Consider the following 18,312-nt stretch of genomic DNA (forward strand, 5'->3'; position numbering starts at 1 on the left):
GACGATGCGTCAGCAGGCAGAAGGAGAACCGAGATGAACCTCACCAACGGACGCCACCGCCGACCGCAGCCCCCCAGCGCCGCCGGCGTGACCCTGGCCAGGGCGGCAGGCGCGACCGCGGTCGGCGCCGCCGCGCTGCCGGTGCTGGCGTCGGGGCAGGCCCACGCCGCCTCCTCCTCGGTCTGGGACAAGGTCGCCTCCTGCGAGGCCGGCGGCGACTGGCAGATCAACACAGGCAACGGCTACTACGGCGGGCTCCAGTTCTCCGCCTCCACCTGGGCGGCGTACGGGGGGACGCACTTCGCCAGTAGCGCCAACCGGGCGACCGAGGCGGAGCAGATCACCATCGCCCAGAAGGTGCTCAAGGGCCAGGGGCCCGGCGCTTGGCCGGTCTGCTCGGTCCGGGCCGGACTCACCCGCAGCAACGGCGCCGCGAAGCAGGAAGCCCCCGCCAAGGCCCAGGCCTCTGCCAAGGCCGAGGCCCCCGCCAAGGCCACCACGAAGCCCAAGCCCGCAGCGACGACCAAGGCCGGCACCGGTCACACCGTCGAGCACACCGTCCGGCACGGCGAGACCCTCTCGGGCATCGCCGAGGCGCTGGACGTCCCCGGCGGCTGGAAGCCCCTCTACGCCGCCAACCGCGCCGTGGTCGGCGCCAACCCGAATCTGATCCTCCCCGGCGAGCGCCTCACCTGGCACACCCCCGCCACCACCAGTACCCCCGCCACCACCAGCACCCCGGCCAAGCCCGCCCCGGACAAACCCGCTCCCGCCAAGCACGCCCCCGCCAAGAAGCCGGCCCCGGTGAAGCACGCGCCCGCCAAGAAGGCGTCCGCCGCCTTCGTCCGGCCGGTCACCGCCCACTACTGGATCTCCGAGGGCTACGGCGTCCCCGGCCCCTGGCAGGCGGGTCACCACACCGGCGTGGACATCGCGGTCCCGGTCGGCACCACCGTGCGCGCGGTCGGGGCGGGCACCGTGGTCAAGGCCGAGTGGGGCGGCGACTACGGGAAGATGGTCATGGTCAGGCACGCCGACGGCCGCTACAGCCTCTACGCCCACCTTTCCAGGATCGATGTCCACGTCGGCGAGGCGGTCTCGGCCGGAACCACCCTCGGCCTGTCCGGGGCGACCGGCAATGTCACCGGACCGCATCTGCACTTCGAGGTGGACACCACCGAGAAGTACGGCTCCGACATCAACCCGATCAGCTGGCTCGCCCAACACGGGGTGTCGCTCACCTGACCGACAGCGGATTCCTTCCCCGGTATCGCATAGGGTGCATCGACGCGCGCGCCGATCGGAAGGACCTCCTGTGCGGCCCCTGTTCGGACTGCTCGGTGTGCTGGTGGTCCTCGGCACCCTCTCCTCGGTGGTGCGGACGCTGGTCATTCCCCGGCCGTCCCGGTCCAGCTTCACCCGGGTCGTCAGCCAGGCCCTCTACATCCCGTTCCAGGCCGTCGCCGACCGCTGCGGCAGCGTCGAGCGCAAGGACAAGGTGCTGGCCCCGGCCGCGCCGCTGTCCCTGCTGCTGACCCTGATCCTCTGGCTGGCGTCCTTCATGCTGGGCTACGCCCTGCTGGAGGCCGCCGTCAGCGACCTGGACGCCAGGGCGGCGGTCGGCGAGGCAGGATCGTCCCTCTTCACCCTGGGCTTTCTGAGCAGTCACCGGAGCGCCCTCACCGCCGTGGACTTCTGCGCGGCGGCGACCGGCCGATCGTGATCGCGCTGCAGATCGGCTACCTGCCCGCCCTCTACTCCGCCTACGCGGCCCGCGAGGCCGAGGTGACGCTGCTGCAGTCGCGGGCCGGGAGCCCGCCCTGGGGGCCCGAGATCCTGGCCCGCTACGCCCAGGCCGAGCTGCTGGACTCGCTGCAGGAGCTGTTCAGCAACTGGGAGCGCTGGTCGGCGCAGGTCAACGAGAGCCACACCACCTACCCGGTGCTGATCCTGTTCCGCTCGGCCCGGGCCACCCGCAACTGGCTGGTCTCACTGCTCTCGGTTCTGGACGCGGGCGCGCTGCACCTGGCCTTCAACCCGTCCAGCCCGCAGACCCAGGTACGGCTGGCGCTGCGGGCCGGTTTCGTCTGCCTGCGCGACCTCGCCGAGGCCCGGGGCATCGGCTACAACCCGGACCCGCTGCCGGAGGACGCGCTGGACCTCAGCTACCAGGACTTCCTGGACGGGGTGGCCCGGATGCGGCAGCAGGGCTTCCCGATGGAGCGCACCCCGGAGCAGGCCTGGCCGCACTTCCGCGGCTGGCGGGTCAACTACGAGGGCCTCGCCTACGCGCTGGCCCACCACATCGACGCCGTGCCCGCCGCCTGGTCGGGACAGCGCCGTACGCCCTCGGTGATCCTCACCCCGACCACACCCCAGGACCGCCGCCCGGCCACGGGGTGAACACGTTTCTTCACCGTTCGGTAGCAGCAGGTTAAATGATCCTCAACTGTCCCCACTCGGAGTGGTGCTAGCGGAGTCCATGTGCGACGCTACCCAGGTCGGCATGGGGGCGACCGAGAGGCAGGGCCAAGTCGTGATGGAATTGGATGCCGTGAACGACGGTGACCTGAACAACGGGGATCCACGCGGGCTGTTCGCGACCTACCTCGATGCCGCGCAGCGGCGCGGCGACCGTCCGTTCACGGCGTTCCGGGCCGGTGAGACCGTGCTGCGCCCGGGCGACATGCTGTTCCCGGCGGACCCGGCCCACCCCGCCGCCCCGGCCTACCTGGACGTGGGCGCGGAGGTGCACGCGACCGGCGGACTGCCGGTCGGACGGTACCCGGTGTGGCTCCGGGTCGAGTCCAATGCCCAGGGCGACCCCCAGGTGGTGCTGGCCGTGGTCCCGTTCGGGGGCAAGCGGCCGGTGCGCTGGACCACGGACGCGCGGACCATGTGCCCGGTCCGGTCCGACCTGCTCTGTCTGGGGCCGGTCGCCGCGGATCCCCGCACCCGGCTGCACCTGCTGGCTCTGGCCTGCCCCGAGATCCACCGCCGCGGCCTGCGCGAACCGGCGGTGAGCGGGCTCTGCGACCGGGCCCTCGCCACCGCGCCGGAGGTCGACCCGGTCCCCGGCGCCTTCCGCAAGGGCTGGCAGGTGCTGACCGACCCGGCCACCGGGGCGGACCTGGTCGGCCTGCTCACCTCGGCCCGGCACGGCCTGCAGTCGATCGGCCACGCCGCCGACGGCTCGGTCGCCGCCTACGTCCTCGACCTGACCACCTGACCACCTGAGCACCTGACCACCTGAGCACCTGACCACCTGACCGCTGCACCCACCGCCGGCCCGAGGGCCCGAGGGCCCGTGGGCTCAGGACTGGAAGTCGGGCAGCGAGATCACCGGCTGGACATGGATCGGCATGTTCAGCGGACGTCCGCCGGGCCCGGGGGCGGTGGAGATGTAGGCGGCGAGCCCGTACGCCGCCTCGGGGGTCGGCACCTCGACGACCCAGTAGCCGGCCAGGAACTCCTTGGTCTCGGGGTAGGGGCCGTCGGTGACCACCGTTTCGCCGCCGCTCCCGGCCCGGACGATGCGGGCCTTGTCCGGCATGTCCAGGCCCTGGGCGTCGATCAGCTGTCCGTACTCGGGGATCTTCTTCAGGACGCCGCCCATGAAGGCGATGTGCGCCTGGAGCTCGTCCTGGGTCCACTCGGTGATGGCCGGGAATCCGGCCGACTCCTGGCTGAACTGCATCAGCAGCATGTACTTCACGGCGTGCTCCTCGGGTTCTCGCCTCAGTGCGCCCTTCCGGCGCCCTCGTCCATGAGTCGGAGCGGGCAGCCGGTTCTCTACATGCCGACCGTAGTTCTTTGCGACGAGTTCTGAGCGGATGCGGGGGTCTGCGCTCCCGTGCGCCCTCGGCGGGCACCAGTGCGCTCAGATGGATAGATGACAATTGCATCTAATCTTGAGAAGGTTGTACGCAGCAACCAGTGAAAGAAGGATAAACCTATGGCCGGCGACACCGCGCCCGCTCTGCCAGCCGCAGATCCGCACGCCGAGCACGGTCCCCGCTACAAGTGGGTCGCGCTGTCCAACACCACGCTCGGCATGCTCATGGTGATGATCAACCAGTCGATCGTGCTGATCGCGCTGCCTGACATCTTCAAGGGCATCAAGCTCAATCCACTGGACCCCCACAACACCAGTTACCTGCTCTGGATGATGATGGGCTTCATGGTGGTGACCGCCGTGCTGGTGGTCTCCTTCGGCCGGCTCGGCGACATGTTCGGCCGGGTCAGGATGTACAACCTGGGCTTCGCCCTGTTCACGGTCTGCTCCATCCTGCTCTCCCTCACCTGGGGCAGCGGTAGCCAGGCCGCGCTGTGGCTGATCGGCTGGCGGGTGGTGCAGGGCATCGGCGGCGCGCTGATCTTCGCCAACTCCACCGCGATCATCACCGACGCGTTCCCGGTCAACCAGCGCGGCACCGCGCTCGGCATCAACGTCATCGCCGGTATATCCGGCAGCTTCATCGGGCTGATGCTCGGCGGCGTGCTCGGCCCGGTCGGCTGGCGCTGGATCTTCCTGGTCTCGGTCCCGGTCGGCATCTTCGGCACCATCTGGGCCTATCTCAAGCTCAAGGACACCGGGCAGCGCAACCCGGCCAAGATGGACTGGTGGGGCAACCTCACCTTCGCGGTCGGCCTGATCGCCATCCTGGTCGGCATCACCTACGGCATCCAGCCCTACCACGGCGCCAGCACCGGCTGGGGCAACCCCTGGGTGATCGGCTCCATGGCCGGCGGGGTGATCGTGCTGATCCTCTTCGGCTTCATCGAGACCAGGGTCGCCGAGCCGCTGTTCAACCTCTCGCTGTTCCGGGTCCGCGCCTTCGTCGCGGGCAATGTGGCCAGCCTGCTGACCGCGCTCGGCCGCGGCGGCCTGCAGTTCATCCTGATCATCTGGCTGCAGGGGATCTGGCTGCCGCTGCACGGCTACAGCTTCAGCAGGACCCCGCTCTGGGCCGGCATCTATATGATCCCGATGACGGTCGGCCTGCTGATCGCCGCTCCGATCTCCGGGCTGCTCTCGGACCGCTTCGGCTCCCGGCTGTTCACCGTCGCCGGGACGCTGCTCAACGCGCTCAGCTTCGGCCTGCTGATGGTGATCCCGGTGAACTTCTCCTACCCGGTCTTCGCGCTGATCCTGATGCTGAACGGCCTGGGCGCGGGCCTCTTCGCCTCGCCCAACCGGGCCGAGATCATGAACTCGGTGCCGGCCAACCGGCGCGGGGTCGGGGCCGGGATGACGGCGACCTTCCAGAACTCCGCGATGGTGCTGTCCATCGGCGTCTTCTTCAGCCTGATCGTGGTCGGCCTGTCCGCTCATCTGCCCAGCGCCATGTACAGCGGTCTGGCGGCCCAGGGCGTACCGGCCGGGACCGCGCACCAGGTCTCCCAACTGCCGCCGCTGGCCGTGCTGTTCGCGGCCTTCCTGGGCTACAACCCGATGCAGCAACTGCTCGGCCCGCATGTGCTGCAGGGCCTCCCGGCGGGCAAGGCCGACTACCTGACCGGCCGCAGCTTCTTCCCGCACCTGATCACCGGGCCGTTCCAGGACGGCCTGACCGTGGCCTTCTGGTTCGCCCTGGCCGCCTGTCTGATCGCCGCGGTGGCCTCGGCGCTGACCGGCGGAGTCAGGCCGCAGAAGGCCGGCGCCGTGGCGCAGGTGGAGGAGTTCCCCACACCGGCCGTGGGCGACGAGCCGGTCTCCGCCACCGACGTCCGCCAGGCCCTGCACACCCCCGGCGACAGCTGAGCCGCAGGGGCTGAGCCGCAGGGCCGCAACCCCCACGGCGGTCTGCCACCCCTCTCACTCGGGGGTGTGGCAGACCGCCTCCACGTTGTTGCCGTCCGGGTCGCGGACGAAGGCGCCGAAGTAGGCAGGGTGGTACTCGGGCCAGAGCCTGGGCTCGTGCAGCACCTCGGCTCCGGCCGCCACGGCGGCGTCGAAGAAGGCCTGGACGGCGGCCCGGTCCGGGGCGGCGAAGGCGATGTGGGATTCGCGGAAGCCGTCGCCGGTGGACTGGACGCCGAGCCAGAAGGTCGGCATCGGCGCGATGCCGTAGCCGATGACCTGGCCGAAGTCCATCAGTCGGCCGCTGCCGAGGGGGGCCAGCGCGGCGTCGTAGAACGCGGCGGCGGCGGCCAGGTCGGTGCACTGGATCGCGAGGTGGTCGAGCATGCGGACATCCTCGCCCATCCCGGGCCGCGCTGTCAGGCGGTCAGCAGCGGACGGTGCGTCAGGACGTCGGCGGTCAGGTCGTTCTGGATCAGGAACACCGCCACGTCGTCCGCGCGCGGCGTCCGGGCGAGGCAGGGCACGACCAGGTGGTCGGCCAGCCGGGCCAGCCACTCCGCGTCGGTGCCGGGGGTGCTGGTGACCCAGTCCTCGACCGTCGCCAGCAGCCGTTCCAGCGAGGTTCCGATGTCCTCGTCCCTGGTCTCGATCAGCCCGTCGGTGTAGAGCAGCAGCGCCTCCCCGGCCGCCAGCACGGTCTCCGATTCCGGGTAGAGCGCCGCCGGGTCCACCCCGAGCGGCGGGCCGCCGGGCAGGTCCAGCTCCACCGCGGTCCGCTGTCCGGCGTGGATCCTGGCCGGCTGCGGATGCCCGGCCCGGGCCGCGCTGACCGCCCCGGTGGCCGGGTCCAGCGAGAGGTAGCAGCAGGTGGCGAAGAGGTCGGTGTCCAGCTCGGCCAGCAGCCGCCCGGTCCTGGACAGCACCTCGCCGGGGGAGTGCCCCTCGGCGGCGTAGGCGCGCAGGGCGATCCGCAGCTGGCCCATCACCGCCGAGGCCTCGACGCTGTGCCCCTGGACGTCGCCGACGACCAGGCCGACCCGTCCGTCCGGCAGCTGTAGCAGGTCGTACCAGTCCCCGCCGACGGCCATCCCGGTGGTGCCGGGCAGGTAGCGGACGGCGGTGCTGTGGCCGGGGACGGCGGGCAGCCGCCGCGGCAGCATGGCCCGCTGCAGTTCGGCGGCCCACTGGTGCTCGGTGTCGTAGAGGCGGGCCCGGGAGAGCGAGTGCGCCAGGATGCCGCCGATGGCGGTGAACAGGGTGCGCTGCTCGTCGTCGAAGGCCCGGTGCCCGGCGAAGCCGAAGAGGCAGGCGCCGTGCCAGCCGTCCGAGCCGGACAGCGGCAGGACCGCCCAGGAGCGGGTTTCGGCGCTGCCGACCGGGCCGGTGCCGACCGGGCCGCTGCCGTTCGGTCCGCTGCCGTTCGCGGTCGGTGCCGGGGGCAGCACCAGGCCTTCGAGGAACAGCGGCTGGTCCTCCTTCACCGCCCGTCGCATCGACTCCCAGGCGGCGTCGCGCAGCGGGCACAGATCGGACCGCAGCACGCCGTGGGTGCTGAACGAGCCCGGTTCGGAGCAGAATCCGTCGACGTCCGGGTTGGCGTCGATCAGCAGGTTCTCGGCGCCCAGCGCCGGCCTGGCGATGTCGGCCATCACCCGGGTCACGTCGGCGACGCTGGCCGCACGGGCGAGGGCCCGGGTCAGCGTGAGCAGGAAGGCGTCGGCGGCCAGTGGCTGCTGCCCGGCGCTCGTGCCGCCGGGCCGGGGTGCGTGCGGGCCGGCCGGCGCCGGCCGCGGCGCGAGCAGCGGGCCGGCCTGGTCCGGGTAGCCGGGCTCGGGGGCCTCGCCGGTGCGGTCGAGGATCAGCCCGGTGAGCCGCTGCGGCCGGCCGTCCGGATCGCGCAGTACCTCGCCGCGGTCCTCCAGCTGCCGGATGCCGCCGTCGGGGCGCACCACCCGGTAGTGGTGGCGGTAGCTGCCGAACCGGTCGAGCAGTTCGGCGAGGGTGGCGGAGAAGCGGGCGGCGTCGGCGGGGTGGAGCACCTCGCCGAAGGCCTTGGCGCGGCCCTCGACGTCGTCGGGGGCCACGCCGAACATCTGGCAGACGGCGTCATCCCAGAGGATGTCGCCATTGATGAGATTCCACTCGTAGGCACCTGCCCGGGCGGCGTGGGCCGCTACGGCGAGAGGCGGGGTGTGGGCGGCGGGCTGTTGCTCGTGGTCCATTCCGCTGCGTCTCCGAAGGATCGGGTTCGGTTTGCGCCAAATAGTCCACTTTCTGGCGTTAAGAAAAGCATACGTAGAATGTTCATAGGATCGGGTGGGTTGTGTCCGGCCTCACTTCACCACGGCGATCGGCGGAGCGTCCGTGCCCGCCGCGCCCACCGGCACGTCCGGGTCGCGGAACCAGGACCCCTGCAGGGCCCACTGGATCAGCATCAGCACCACGCCGAGCAGCAGCGAGCCGATGCCGATCACGGTCACCCCGCCGGTCTCCCCGAACAGCGGCAGATTGATCGAGGTCTCGCCGTAGGTGGGGTCGGCGTAGACGTCGAAGGCGGCGTAGCAGAAGAAGAACAGCAGCAGCAGGCCGCCGAGGCCCGGTAGCAGGCCCTTGAAGAGGAAGTTCCTGAGGCTGCGGGTGAGCACCTTGCGGAAGTACCAGACGCAGGCGAAGCCGGTGAGGCCGTAGTAGAAGGCGATGCCGAGGCCGACCGAGGCGATGGAGTCGGTGAGGACGTTGCCGCTGATCAGCACGAGCAGTACATAGAAGCCGATCGAGGCCAGGCCCATCGCGATGGTGGACCAGGTCGGGGTGAGGAACCTGCGGTGCACCCGGGCGAACTGCGAGGGGATCGCCTTGTGGGCCGCCATCGAGAAGCTGGTCCTGGCCGTGGGCAGGATCGTGGTCTGGGTGGACGCGGCCGAGGAGGTCAGCACCATGAAGATCAGCAGCTTGGCCATGAACCAGCCGAAGCCCTTGTCGCCGAAGACGGCGTTGCCGAGCCCGGACAGCACGTCGCCGGAGTTGTCCGGGTTGCCGAGACCGATGCCCTTGGCGCCGACGCCGGCGAAGGACTGCGCCGAGGTCGACACCAGGGCGTAGATGAGCAGCAGCAGCACGGTGGAGATCACCGCCGCGCGTCCCGGCGTGTGCTCCTTGTCGGCGGTCTCCTCGTTGACCGAGACCGCGGTGTCCCAGCCCCAGTAGATGAACACCGCGGCGAGGATGCCGGAGGTGAGCGCGCTGACCGAGGGCACGTCGAAGGGGTTGAACCAGGACCAGGCCAGATGGATCGAGCCGGCCGGCGCACTGCTGGAGTAGGCCTTGACCAGGGCGGTGATCGAGAAGACCACCAGCATCAGCACCTCGACGCAGAGCAGCCAGCGCTGCAGAGCGGCCGAGATCTCGATGCCGACGTAGCAGATGGCCGTCATCACCGCGATCCAGATCACCCCGGCCACCGTGGTCCAGGTGGTGCTGTTCGCCAGCCCGGGGAAGCCGATCAGCTGGAAGCCGTAGGAGCCGGCGATCTGGGCCAGGTTCGCCATCACGATGACGTCCGCGACGATGATGCCCCAGCCGCCCATCCAGCCGGTGCGCGGGCCGAAGGCGCGGGCCGCCCAGGTGAAGGTGGTGCCGCAGTCCGGGTCGATCTCGTTGAGTTCCTTGTAGGCGTACGCGATCAGCAGCATCGGGATGAACGCCAGGATGGTGACGATCGGCGCCTGCAGGCCGACCCCGGCCACGATGATGCCCAGAGTCGCCGCCAGGCTGTACGCGGGGGCGGTCGAGGCGAGGCCGATGGCGACCGAGGAGAACAGGCCCAGGGCGTTGCCCTTGAGGCCTTTCTCGCCCGCGCCCGACCCGGTCGGACCGGGGGAGGACGCGGCAGAGGCGCCGGACGCGGCGGGCGGTGCCGGTGGGGGTGTGCTCATCAGGGTTACCGGGCCTTTCACGGTCGGACCTGGAGCGCGTTGACGCGCCGCCATGGCCGGATGGTAAAGCGCGACGGCTCGTATCCGACAGCCTGACGGCACGTCAAACGGTAAAAACTTCAATAGCGTCCCCGGTCAGACACTCTGCGCCGGATCCTGCTCAGGACTCCACGAGGCGGCGCAGCAGGGCCACCGAGTCGATCAGGGTCCGCTGCTCGTCCGGATCCAGCCGGGTGCGTACCGCGTCGAGCAGCCAGCCCTCCTTGGCGGTCCTGATCTCGGCGAGCAGGGCCAGACCGGCCTCGGTCGCCGCCATCACCACCTGGCGGCCGTCGGTGGGGTGCGGGCGGCGTCCGACCAGCCCCTGCTCCTCCAGTGCGCCGAGGGTGGCGCCCATCGACTGCGGGCGCACCCGCTCGGCGCGGGCCAGCGCGGCCGGGGTGTCCGGCCCCTCCGCCGCCAGCCGGTGCAGCACGGCGGCCTGGGACAGGGTCAGTGCGGCGCCCTCGTGCGTGGCGCGCATCCGGCGCATCAGCTGCCCGGTCAGCACCCGCAGTTCGGCGGCGACCCGGGCCAGCTCCTCCTCGTGGACCATGCCGCCCACGCTATAACTCATCAGGTGAACTGACAAACTCGACCCGGTCCGACCTGGCCGGGAACCAGCTGCGCCCCGTACCGGACGAACCGGTACGGGGCGCGGCTGGTGCTCCTGCGGTCCGGGTCAGATGACGCGGATGTTCTCGGCCTGCGGGCCCTTCTGGCCCTGGGCGATCTCGAACTCCACCTGCTGGCCCTCGAGCAGCTCGCGGTAGCCCTGGGCGTTGATGTTGGAGTAGTGGGCGAAGACGTCGGCGCCGCCGCCGTCCTGGGCTATGAAGCCGAAGCCCTTCTCCGAGTTGAACCACTTCACGGTGCCGGTTGCCATGCTGCTCCCTGTCAGGAGTTGGGGGCGTGCCTGGTGCCCGCCCTCAGGGTTGAGGTGATCGCCCTGGTCCTCCGACTGGTGCACAGCACAACGCCCACGGCCAAGGACCGCGGGCACTTGAGACTTCGGAACCACGACTGCTGCCGGGAAAGGTATCGGATATGCGTTCGCCTCGCTACGGTGAGCAGGCAACAGTATGGTCAACTCGGCCGAAACCATGCGCTATGAGAGGTCCTTCGTCCGAATGTTGGGACGCTCGGGGCCGTCGCGGAGCAGTTCGCGCCACTGCTCGACGCTCCAGTCGCCGGGGTCCGTGCCGGTGATGAAGTCCTCGACCAACTCCCGGAAGCGGTCAGGGTCGTTGTGGAACGGGAAGTGGCCCGCGCCCTCGAAGATCTCCAGTCGGCTGCCCGGCATCGCGTCGTGCGCGCGGTGGGCGTGCCGGACCGGGACGATGCTGTCGCGCGAGCCCCACACCAGCATCGTCGGCATGCCGCGGACCAGGTAGCAGCGGTCGAGCATGGTGACCACCTGTCCACGCCAGTCCACCACCGCGCGCAGGGTGCGGATGAACGCGCTGCGGGCGGTGGCGTCCGGCAGCGCGTCCACCAGGTTGAGCAGGTCCGGGGCGTCCTGGCCGAGGTCGGTGTTGAGGAGTTTCATCAGCCGGATGACCAGGTGGGTCTGCGTCCGCATGGTCGGCAGTCTCAGCGCGGAGAGCATCAGATCCGCCCCCGGCAGCGACACCGCGCGCAGCACCGGGTTCAGTTCGCGGCCCACGCCGCCGGTGCTGACCAGCACCAACCGCTCGGTGCGCTCCGGGAATTGATACGCGAACTGCATCGCCACCCCGCCGCCGAGCGAGTGCCCGACCAGCGTCGCCCGCTCGATGCCCAGCACCCCGAGCAGGTCCCGCACGCCGTTGGCGTAGGCGGCCACCGAGTAGTCGGCACGGGGCTTGTCGGAGTCGCCGTGGCCGAGCAGGTCCGGGGCGATCACGGTGTGCTTCCTGGCCAGTCCCGGGATCACCTCGGCCCAGGTGGCGGACGAGTCGCCGATACCGTGGATCAGCAGGACAGCGGGGCCCGAGCCGGCGATCCGGTAGGCCCGGCGATAGCCGTGGACGACATGGTGCCTGACGGGCACGGGCCCACCTCCTCCTGCTCATCCGAGCGTAGGACGGCGGTGCTACCGGGGGTTACTGGCAGGTTTCGTCTCGGAGAAGGCTGCTGCCCGCCGCCCGGGCTGCGGCCGCTGCTCTGTTGGGTCTGTTGGGTCTGTTGGGCGAGTTCGGCCAGAACTCGTTGGGTGTCCCGGTCGGGCAGGTCGCTGCTGCCGGCCAGCGGCGGCCGGGGGCCGGGCTGGCGGCGGTGATTGCGCTCCAGGGCGTAGCCGAGCAGGACGATGAGGACGAGGGCGATCGCTGCGGTGGTCATGGCAGTAATTGTTCTCTCCTATGAATCCTGCCAGAAGTGGCAGTAGAGACCTATCCCCACTAAATCCTGCCAGCTAAGGTGGCTGCATGCTGAGGACCGTCGCCGCCGTGCTGATCGACCAGACCGCCCCGTTCGAGTTCGGGGTGGTCTGCGAGGTGTTCGGGATCGACCGCACCGACGACGGGGTGCCGCCGTTCGACTTCCGGGTCTGCGGCGAGCGGCCCGGCGAGCCGCTGCGGCTGAGCGTGGGCGCGCAGATCATCCCGGAACACGGCCTCGACGCCCTGCTGGACGCCGACCTGGTGGCCGTCCCCGCCTCGACCATCCGCGAGGACTACCCGCCGGTCCTGCTCGACGCGGTACGGGCCGCGTCCGCGCGCGGCGCGACCATCCTCAGCGTGTGCAGCGGCGCCTTCCTGCTCGGTGCGGCCGGACTGCTGGACGGCCGCCGCTGCACCACCCACTGGCGCCACGCCGAGGAGTTCGCCCGGCGCTTCCCCGCGGCGAAGCTCGACCCGGACGTGCTGTTCGTCGACGACGGCGACATCGTCAGCAGCGCGGGCACCGCCGCCGGGATCGACGCCTGCCTGCACCTGGTCCGCCGCGAGCTCGGCTCGGGCCCGGCCACCGCGATCGCCCGCCGGATGGTCGTCCCCCCGCAGCGGGACGGCGGCCAGCGCCAGTACATCGCCGTGCCGATGCCCGAACGGGACGCGGACAGCCTGGAGCCGCTGCTGGTCTGGATGCTGGAGACGCTGGACACCGAGCACACGGTCGCCTCGCTGGCCGGCCGGGCCCGACTGTCCACCCGTACCCTCGCCCGCCGCTTCGCCGCCGAGACCGGCACCACCCCGCAGCGCTGGCTCGCCACGCAGCGGGTGGCCCGGGCCCGGCAGTTGCTGGAGGAGTCCGCGCTGGGGGTGGACGAGATCGCCCGGGTCTGCGGCTTCGGGACGGCGGCGCTGCTGCGGCACCACTTCCGGCGGGCGGTCGGGGTCACCCCGATGGACTACCGGCGGACCTTCGCCCAGGGGTAGCCGGCGGGCAGGGGTGGTCGGTGTGCCGGGGTAGTCGGCCCGGGGCAGCCGGCGGCCGGGGGGCAGCCGCCGCTCGGGCCGGATTGTCGGACCCGGGGTGTTCAATGACCGCATGAGCGAATCCCTCGTGGTCCGGGCCGAGGACTGGTACGGCCGCGACCTCACCGGCGGCAGCTACACCCAGTACAGCTTCCTGGACACGGACTGGACCGAGGTCACCACCCAGGGCGCGGTCTTCAACGAGTGCACCTTCGCCGGGGTGGCCTTCAACGCGTCCCGGCACACCGGCGCCGCGTTCACCAACTGCACCTTCCGCAGCTGCAACTTCTTCGACACCACGTTCACCGACTGCAAACTGGTCGGCAGCGTGTTCCAGCGCTGCACCTACACCCTGTTCCAGGTGAGCGGCGGGGACTGGTCCTTCACCGGCCTGCCCGGGGCGGACCTGCGCCAGGCGAGCTTCGAGAACGTCCGGATGCGGGAGTGCGACCTCGCCGCCGCCCGGCTGGAGAAGGCCACCCTGACCGGCTGCGACCTGTCCGGGGCGATGCTGCACGGCTCCAAGCTCAGCGGCGCGGACCTGCGCGGCAGCGACCTCTCCTCGCTGGACCCGCTGACCGTGGAGATACGCGGCGCGGTCATCGACCTGAACCAGGCCGCGCAGATCGCCACCGCGCTGGGTCTGCACGTCCGCTGACCCTGCCCGTCCGCTGACCCGGCCCGTCCGCTGGCCCTGCGGGCGCGCTGGCCCTGCGGCTCGGGCGGTCCGCTCCTAGGATCAAGGGCATGCGTACCGTCATCGCCGGAGGACACGGCCAGATCGCCCTGCACCTGGAACGCCTGCTCGCCGCCCGCGGCGACACCCCGGTGGGCCTGATCCGCAGAACCGGGCAGGAGCAGGATCTGCGCGACGCGGGCGCCGAGCCGGTGCTGTGCGACCTGGAGTCCGCCACGGTCGAGCAGGTCGCGGAGGTACTGGCGGGCGCGGACGCCGCCGTGTTCGCGGCCGGAGCGGGGGCCTCGGGTGGCGCCGGCCGCACCGACACGGTGGACCGGGCCGGCGCCGTGCTGTTCGCCGACGCGGCCGTGCTGGCCGGCGTGCCGCGCTTTGTGCTGCTCTCCTCGATGGGCGCCGACCCCGAGCGCCCGGACGGAACCGACCCGGGTTTCGCCGCCTATCTGCGCGCCAAGGGCGCCGCCGACGCCCACCTGGCCGGCCTGGAAGCCCTGGACCGGACGATCCTGCGCCCCGGCAGCCTCACCGACGACCCGGCCGCCGACCGGGTGCTGCTCGCCGAGCACACCGGCCGCGGCAGCGTGCCGCGGGCCGATGTGGCCGCGGTGATCGCCGCCCTGCTGCAGGCCCCGGCCACCAGCGGGCTCACCCTGGAGCTCATCGCCGGGGACGCCCCGGTCACCCGGGCCGTGCAGGACGCCGCCGCCGCCGGGTCGGCCTGACCGGCCCGGAGGCGTCACCACGCGTCCGACTAGGGTGGCGATCACGGGCAGCCGATCCTGGCACTCGTCGTCGGTAGGGGAGCAGGACGCATGTCGAGCAGCAACGGTGTGACCAACTGGGCCGGGAACATCACCTTCGCCGCGGACCGGGTCCACCGCCCCACCGAGCTGGACGAACTCCGCCGGTTGGTCGCCGGGGCGCGCTCGGTCCGGGTGCTGGGCACCGGCCACTCCTTCAACCGGATCGCCGACCCGGACCCCGGCGGCACCCTGCTCTCGGTGGCCGGCCTCCCGCCCCGCTACCAGGTCGACCCCGGACGTACGACCGTCACCGTCGCGGCGGGCATGCGCTACGCCCAGGTCGCGGAACTCCTCCAGGCGGACGGTCTCGCGCTGGCGAACCTCGCCTCGCTGCCGCACATCTCGGTCGCCGGGGCGGTCGCCACCGGCACCCACGGCTCCGGCGACCGCAACCAGGGCCTGGCCGCGGCGGTGGCCGGTCTTGAGCTGGTCGGCCCGGAGGGCGACCTGGTCCGGCTCGCCCGCGGCGCGGCGGGCTTCGAGGGCGCACCGGTCCACCTCGGCGCGCTGGGCGTGCTGACCGCGGTGACCCTGGACGTCGAGCCCTCCTTCGAGGTGTCCCAGCATGTCTACACCGGCCTCAGTCTGGACGCGCTCACGGCACATCCGGCGGCGGTGACCGGCGCGGGCTACAGCGTCAGCGTCTTCACCGACTGGCACGCGCCCGAGGCCGAGGTCTGGCTGAAGTGCCGCAGCGACGGAGCCATCGCGCCCGCCTCGCTGCTCGGCGCGGTTCCCGCGGACCGTCCGATGCATCCGGTCCCCGGCGTCCCGGCCACCCACTGCACGGTCCAACTCGGCGTCCCCGGCCCTTGGCACCAGCGGCTGCCGCACTTCCGCCCGGACTTCACCCCGAGCTCGGGGGAGGAGGTGCAGTCCGAGTTCCTGCTCCCCAGGGCGGCGGGCCCGGCGGCCTTCACCGCCCTGCGCAGCCTCGGGGCCCGGATCGCACCGGTGCTCCAGGTCTCCGAGATCCGCACGGTGGCGGCGGACGACCTCTGGCTCAGCCCGGCCTACGGGCGTAACTCGGTGGCCTTCCACTTCACCTGGATCAAGGACGAGGCCGCGGTCGCCCCGGTGCTGGCGGCGGTCGAGGCGGCACTCACTCCCCTGGGCGCCCTTCCGCACTGGGGCAAGACGTTCACGGCCGGCGTGGGCGAGGTGACGGCCCGCTACGAACGGGCCGCGGACTTCCGCAAGCTGGTGGCCGGGCTGGACCCGGAGGGCAAGTTCCGCAACGGCTTCGTGCGCGGGGTCCTCGGCGACCTCGGCGACCGCGGCGAGCGCGGCGTCGCGGACTGAAAAACTTGCATGCGCTGGCTAATTGCAAGCGCGCTATACTGGCGTATGCGCAACCGCGGTTCTCGTCACAGTCACAGGAGGCCTTGATGACCGCCACCGATCCGGCCCTGACCGCCCTGGCCCAGGGCTGGTGCGCCCTGTCCCTGCTGCACGGCAGGATCGAGGCCCACATCGAGCGCCAGTTGCAGGCACGGCACGGGCTGAGCGTCCGCGAGTACTCGCTGCTGGACGTCCTGAGCCGGCAGCACGACGGGACGGGCGGGCATCTGCAGATGAAGCAGGTGGCCGACGCCGTGGTGCTGAGCCAGTCCGCGACCACCCGCCTGGTCACCCGGCTCGAGGACCGCGGCCTGCTCGCCCGCTACCTCTGCCCGACCGACCGGCGCGGCATCTATACCAACGTCAGCGACGCCGGACTGCGGCTGCTGGAGCAGGCCCGGCCCACCAACAACACCGCTCTGCGCGAGGCCCTCGACCAGGCCGCCGCCAACCCGGAACTCGCCCCCCTGGTCCGCGCCGTCGAAGCGACGCACACCGCGGCGATTTCCTGAGGATTTCTTCGGCCGGCCGGTCGTCCTCGAATTTCCCCCTGCGCCGACGCCATGCGAAGCGGTTGGCAGCGAATATCGGTCCGCACCCGCGCCCTTCTGGGCGCGGCCCTCGCTGCGGCCCTGGCATTCGGTTTGGCGGCGATCTGGGTCAGCGGCGCGATGCGACCTGCGGTCAACCGCCGATCGAATGCAAGCTGTCGCCTGCGAAGGCCACCACCAGCACCTATGTCCTCGTCAACACCGCCCAGGGCCTCGGCGGCAGCGCCCGGGCGGAGGAGCCGTTGAGCGGGCGGGGAGCGCAGTTGGTCGTCTGTCTTCCCATCGATACACCGTGACGCCAGCGCCCTTGGCCACCTCTCGGTAGCCGAGCGGCGTCAACCCCTCCTCAGCGGTGATGAGTTGACGCTTCGGCAGAGGAAAGTCGCCGGGGTCGTCCAGGGTCGCCACCCAGTCCGCGACCGGACGGGACCACGGTCCCGATGCGTCCGGCGGGGTGAGGTAGGGGAACAGCGACACGGTGCAGCGCCCGGTCAACTGCGGGGCGAGCTGGTTCGCCGCCGCCACCCTGGCCCCGTCCGGGATCACGGAGAGCGCCCGCAGCTCCGCCCGTACCACCGGTCCGGGCGGGGCGAGTTGGGGCAGCGGCACCATGGACGCGGTCAGCGCCACCCCCACCAGCAGCGCCGCGGTCGTCACCGCGCGCCGGGCAGCGCGACCCCAGCCGGGACGGCGCAGGGCGTCGGCGAAGGCCAGGAACAGCACCGGCATCAGCGTGGCGTTGTAGTGCTCCCGGGTGCTCCAGTACTCCGGTTGCAGGGCCGAGAACCGTGCTGCCAGCGGGAGTGCCAGCAGCAGGACCAGCGGTGAGCGCAGGGCCAGCAGCAGCGTCGGCGCGAGCAGGATCAGCAGTGTGGTGCCCTTGGCGTCCGTCCCCTGCCAACTGCCGTTCCCTGCCTGGCTCGCGTAGCTGTAGACACCGTCCGGGTTCGCCGCCGGGACGAGCACGAACACGGCGAGTGCGGTCACCGCCGCCGCTGCTGCCACGGTCGCCGCGCCCAGCAGGCGGCGTCCGCACCCGAAGACGTACAGGCCGAGGCCGGCCAGCAGCAGTCCCTGGTCCTCCTTGACCAGCAGCAGCGGCAGGGCCCAGCACACCGCGGCCCGATACCGTGCGCAGGCCAGCGCCTCCACGGCGAACGCGATCAGCGGCACCGCGAAGGCGATCTCATGGAAGTCGCAGGACACCGCCTGCCACAGGCCCCAGGAGAGTCCATAGGCGACTCCCAGCCGCAGCCCCGTTCCGGCGCCGCCGATGCTGCGCACGGCGAACCGGGTGACCGGCACGACCGAGGCCGCGAACAGCACCGCCTGGGCGAGTTGGAGCGTGAGTGCGTGGGGGAAGACCCGGTAGACCGGAGCGAGCAGCGCGAGCACCGGGCTGAAATGGTCTCCCAGCAGACTGAACCCGGTGCCCTTGAGCGCCGCCACCGGGGCCCGCAGGTGTGCGTAGCCGCGTACCCCCTCCTCGAAGATGCCGAGGTCGAATCCGGTGGTCTGCAGATGCATCTGCCGGGAGACGGCGACCGTACCGTAGAGAATGCAGAACAGTGCGGCGAGAGATATCGGAAGGAAGCGAGGCGGAATCACCCTGCGACGCTAGAAGGGCTCTGCTGAAGGGAAGCTGAAGAATTCTGAGGATTACTTCAGCTTTATCGGGAGATTTATCGGCGGAGCGGATTTCCTACTATGCTGGGTCTTCAAACTTGATGGGCCGTCAGCGG

19 protein-coding genes are annotated in these 18,312 nt (G+C 71.3%); 10 read left to right on the forward strand and 9 right to left on the reverse strand.

The genetic code is table 11. The features are described from left to right. Nucleotides 1-33 precede the first annotated feature (33 nt). The 4 genes from ACXKR8_RS40430 (at nt 34) to ACXKR8_RS40445 (ending at nt 3,229) form a co-directional block, all read left to right on the forward strand. Nucleotides 34-1,245 (forward strand): transglycosylase family protein, encoded by a 1,212-nt coding sequence (locus ACXKR8_RS40430; RefSeq protein WP_458269493.1) that lies wholly within the window; start codon nt 34-36, stop codon nt 1,243-1,245. Nucleotides 1,246-1,315: 70 nt separating this feature from the next. Then, nucleotides 1,316-1,723, forward strand: a complete 408-nt coding sequence (locus ACXKR8_RS40435) for a hypothetical protein (RefSeq protein ID WP_462100044.1) — start codon at nt 1,316-1,318, stop codon at nt 1,721-1,723. Continuing rightward, the gene (locus tag ACXKR8_RS40440; RefSeq protein ID WP_462100045.1) at nt 1,720-2,403 is read left to right on the forward strand and encodes a hypothetical protein; all 684 of its coding nucleotides are present in this window, start codon (nt 1,720-1,722) and stop codon (nt 2,401-2,403) included. The genes ACXKR8_RS40435 and ACXKR8_RS40440 overlap by 4 nt, the downstream gene beginning before the upstream one ends. 151 nt (nt 2,404-2,554) lie before the next feature. Next, nucleotides 2,555-3,229 (forward strand): hypothetical protein, encoded by a 675-nt coding sequence (locus ACXKR8_RS40445; protein WP_458269495.1) that lies wholly within the window; start codon nt 2,555-2,557, stop codon nt 3,227-3,229. An 84-nt stretch (nt 3,230-3,313) separates the two neighbouring features. Here ACXKR8_RS40445 and ACXKR8_RS40450 read toward each other — a convergent pair whose 3' ends face one another. Further along, on the reverse strand, nt 3,314-3,706 hold the full coding sequence (locus ACXKR8_RS40450) for a YciI family protein (RefSeq protein ID WP_458275213.1): 393 nt from the start codon (nt 3,704-3,706) through the stop codon (nt 3,314-3,316). 249 nt (nt 3,707-3,955) lie between these two features. On the opposite strand from ACXKR8_RS40450, the gene ACXKR8_RS40455 reads away from it, so the two are divergent. After that, on the forward strand, nt 3,956-5,764 hold the full coding sequence (locus ACXKR8_RS40455; RefSeq protein ID WP_458269496.1) for an MFS transporter: 1,809 nt from the start codon (nt 3,956-3,958) through the stop codon (nt 5,762-5,764). 54 nt (nt 5,765-5,818) lie between these two features. On the opposite strand, the gene ACXKR8_RS40460 is transcribed toward ACXKR8_RS40455, so the two are convergent. The 7 genes from ACXKR8_RS40460 to ACXKR8_RS40490 form a co-directional block, all read right to left on the reverse strand. Further along, nucleotides 5,819-6,190: a VOC family protein gene (locus ACXKR8_RS40460; RefSeq protein WP_458269497.1), complete on the reverse strand. Its 372-nt coding sequence runs from the start codon at nt 6,188-6,190 to the stop codon at nt 5,819-5,821. A 32-nt stretch (nt 6,191-6,222) separates the two neighbouring features. After that, the gene (locus ACXKR8_RS40465) at nt 6,223-8,028 is read right to left on the reverse strand and encodes a SpoIIE family protein phosphatase (RefSeq protein ID WP_458269498.1); all 1,806 of its coding nucleotides are present in this window, start codon (nt 8,026-8,028) and stop codon (nt 6,223-6,225) included. Nucleotides 8,029-8,139: 111 nt separating this feature from the next. After that, on the reverse strand, nt 8,140-9,741 hold the full coding sequence (locus tag ACXKR8_RS40470) for an APC family permease (protein ID WP_458269499.1): 1,602 nt from the start codon (nt 9,739-9,741) through the stop codon (nt 8,140-8,142). A gap of 160 nt (nt 9,742-9,901) precedes the next feature. After that, the gene (locus tag ACXKR8_RS40475) at nt 9,902-10,357 is read right to left on the reverse strand and encodes a MarR family winged helix-turn-helix transcriptional regulator (RefSeq protein WP_458269500.1); all 456 of its coding nucleotides are present in this window, start codon (nt 10,355-10,357) and stop codon (nt 9,902-9,904) included. A gap of 105 nt (nt 10,358-10,462) precedes the next feature. Further along, a complete protein-coding gene (locus ACXKR8_RS40480) occupies nt 10,463-10,666 on the reverse strand; it encodes a cold-shock protein (RefSeq protein ID WP_380501362.1) in 204 nt (67 codons plus the stop codon). 222 nt (nt 10,667-10,888) lie between these two features. Further along, nucleotides 10,889-11,812 carry an alpha/beta fold hydrolase gene (locus tag ACXKR8_RS40485; RefSeq protein ID WP_458269501.1) on the reverse strand — a complete coding sequence of 308 codons (924 nt, stop codon included), beginning with the start codon at nt 11,810-11,812 and terminating at the stop codon, nt 10,889-10,891. After that, the gene (locus ACXKR8_RS40490) at nt 11,734-12,102 is read right to left on the reverse strand and encodes a hypothetical protein (RefSeq protein ID WP_458269502.1); all 369 of its coding nucleotides are present in this window, start codon (nt 12,100-12,102) and stop codon (nt 11,734-11,736) included. Before ACXKR8_RS40490 ends, ACXKR8_RS40485 begins: the two co-directional genes overlap by 79 nt. An 86-nt stretch (nt 12,103-12,188) precedes the next feature. Between ACXKR8_RS40490 and ACXKR8_RS40495 the strand changes: the two genes are divergently transcribed. The 5 genes from ACXKR8_RS40495 (at nt 12,189) to ACXKR8_RS40515 (ending at nt 16,531) form a co-directional block, all read left to right on the forward strand. Continuing rightward, nucleotides 12,189-13,139, forward strand: a complete 951-nt coding sequence (locus tag ACXKR8_RS40495; protein WP_458269503.1) for a helix-turn-helix domain-containing protein — start codon at nt 12,189-12,191, stop codon at nt 13,137-13,139. Nucleotides 13,140-13,251: 112 nt separating this feature from the next. Further along, nucleotides 13,252-13,836 carry a pentapeptide repeat-containing protein gene (locus ACXKR8_RS40500; RefSeq protein WP_458269504.1) on the forward strand — a complete coding sequence of 195 codons (585 nt, stop codon included), beginning with the start codon at nt 13,252-13,254 and terminating at the stop codon, nt 13,834-13,836. Between the two features lie 89 nt (nt 13,837-13,925). Then, on the forward strand, nt 13,926-14,597 hold the full coding sequence (locus ACXKR8_RS40505) for an NAD(P)H-binding protein (protein ID WP_458269505.1): 672 nt from the start codon (nt 13,926-13,928) through the stop codon (nt 14,595-14,597). Nucleotides 14,598-14,687: 90 nt separating this feature from the next. Continuing rightward, on the forward strand, nt 14,688-15,980 hold the full coding sequence (locus ACXKR8_RS40510) for an FAD-binding protein (protein ID WP_458269506.1): 1,293 nt from the start codon (nt 14,688-14,690) through the stop codon (nt 15,978-15,980). 86 nt (nt 15,981-16,066) lie between these two features. Beyond that, nucleotides 16,067-16,531, forward strand: coding sequence for a MarR family winged helix-turn-helix transcriptional regulator (locus tag ACXKR8_RS40515; protein ID WP_458269507.1), 465 nt, complete (start codon nt 16,067-16,069; stop codon nt 16,529-16,531). A gap of 234 nt (nt 16,532-16,765) precedes the next feature. Here ACXKR8_RS40515 and ACXKR8_RS40520 read toward each other — a convergent pair whose 3' ends face one another. Then, complete coding sequence (locus tag ACXKR8_RS40520; RefSeq protein WP_462100046.1) at nt 16,766-18,097, reverse strand: DUF2079 domain-containing protein; 1,332 nt, start codon at nt 18,095-18,097, stop codon at nt 16,766-16,768. Between the last annotated feature and the right edge of the window lie 215 nt (nt 18,098-18,312).

The organism is Streptacidiphilus sp. PAMC 29251 (assembly GCF_054208735.2).

Bases quoted from the DNA above. Each gene is read 5' to 3' on its own strand.
- ACXKR8_RS40430 (WP_458269493.1), top strand. From the start codon at position 34: ATGAACCTCACCAACGGACGCCACCGCCGACCGCAGCCCCCCAGCGCC.
- ACXKR8_RS40450 (WP_458275213.1), bottom strand. From the start codon at position 3,706: ATGCTGCTGATGCAGTTCAGCCAGGAGTCGGCCGGATTCCCGGCCATC.
- ACXKR8_RS40455 (WP_458269496.1), top strand. From the start codon at position 3,956: ATGGCCGGCGACACCGCGCCCGCTCTGCCAGCCGCAGATCCGCACGCC.
- ACXKR8_RS40460 (WP_458269497.1), bottom strand. From the start codon at position 6,190: ATGCTCGACCACCTCGCGATCCAGTGCACCGACCTGGCCGCCGCCGCC.
- ACXKR8_RS40465 (WP_458269498.1), bottom strand. From the start codon at position 8,028: ATGGACCACGAGCAACAGCCCGCCGCCCACACCCCGCCTCTCGCCGTA.
- ACXKR8_RS40470 (WP_458269499.1), bottom strand. From the start codon at position 9,741: ATGAGCACACCCCCACCGGCACCGCCCGCCGCGTCCGGCGCCTCTGCC.
- ACXKR8_RS40475 (WP_458269500.1), bottom strand. From the start codon at position 10,357: ATGAGTTATAGCGTGGGCGGCATGGTCCACGAGGAGGAGCTGGCCCGG.
- ACXKR8_RS40480 (WP_380501362.1), bottom strand. From the start codon at position 10,666: ATGGCAACCGGCACCGTGAAGTGGTTCAACTCGGAGAAGGGCTTCGGC.
- ACXKR8_RS40490 (WP_458269502.1), bottom strand. From the start codon at position 12,102: ATGACCACCGCAGCGATCGCCCTCGTCCTCATCGTCCTGCTCGGCTAC.
- ACXKR8_RS40495 (WP_458269503.1), top strand. From the start codon at position 12,189: ATGCTGAGGACCGTCGCCGCCGTGCTGATCGACCAGACCGCCCCGTTC.
- ACXKR8_RS40500 (WP_458269504.1), top strand. From the start codon at position 13,252: ATGAGCGAATCCCTCGTGGTCCGGGCCGAGGACTGGTACGGCCGCGAC.
- ACXKR8_RS40505 (WP_458269505.1), top strand. From the start codon at position 13,926: ATGCGTACCGTCATCGCCGGAGGACACGGCCAGATCGCCCTGCACCTG.
- ACXKR8_RS40510 (WP_458269506.1), top strand. From the start codon at position 14,688: ATGTCGAGCAGCAACGGTGTGACCAACTGGGCCGGGAACATCACCTTC.
- ACXKR8_RS40515 (WP_458269507.1), top strand. From the start codon at position 16,067: ATGACCGCCACCGATCCGGCCCTGACCGCCCTGGCCCAGGGCTGGTGC.
- ACXKR8_RS40520 (WP_462100046.1), bottom strand. From the start codon at position 18,097: ATGCATCTGCAGACCACCGGATTCGACCTCGGCATCTTCGAGGAGGGG.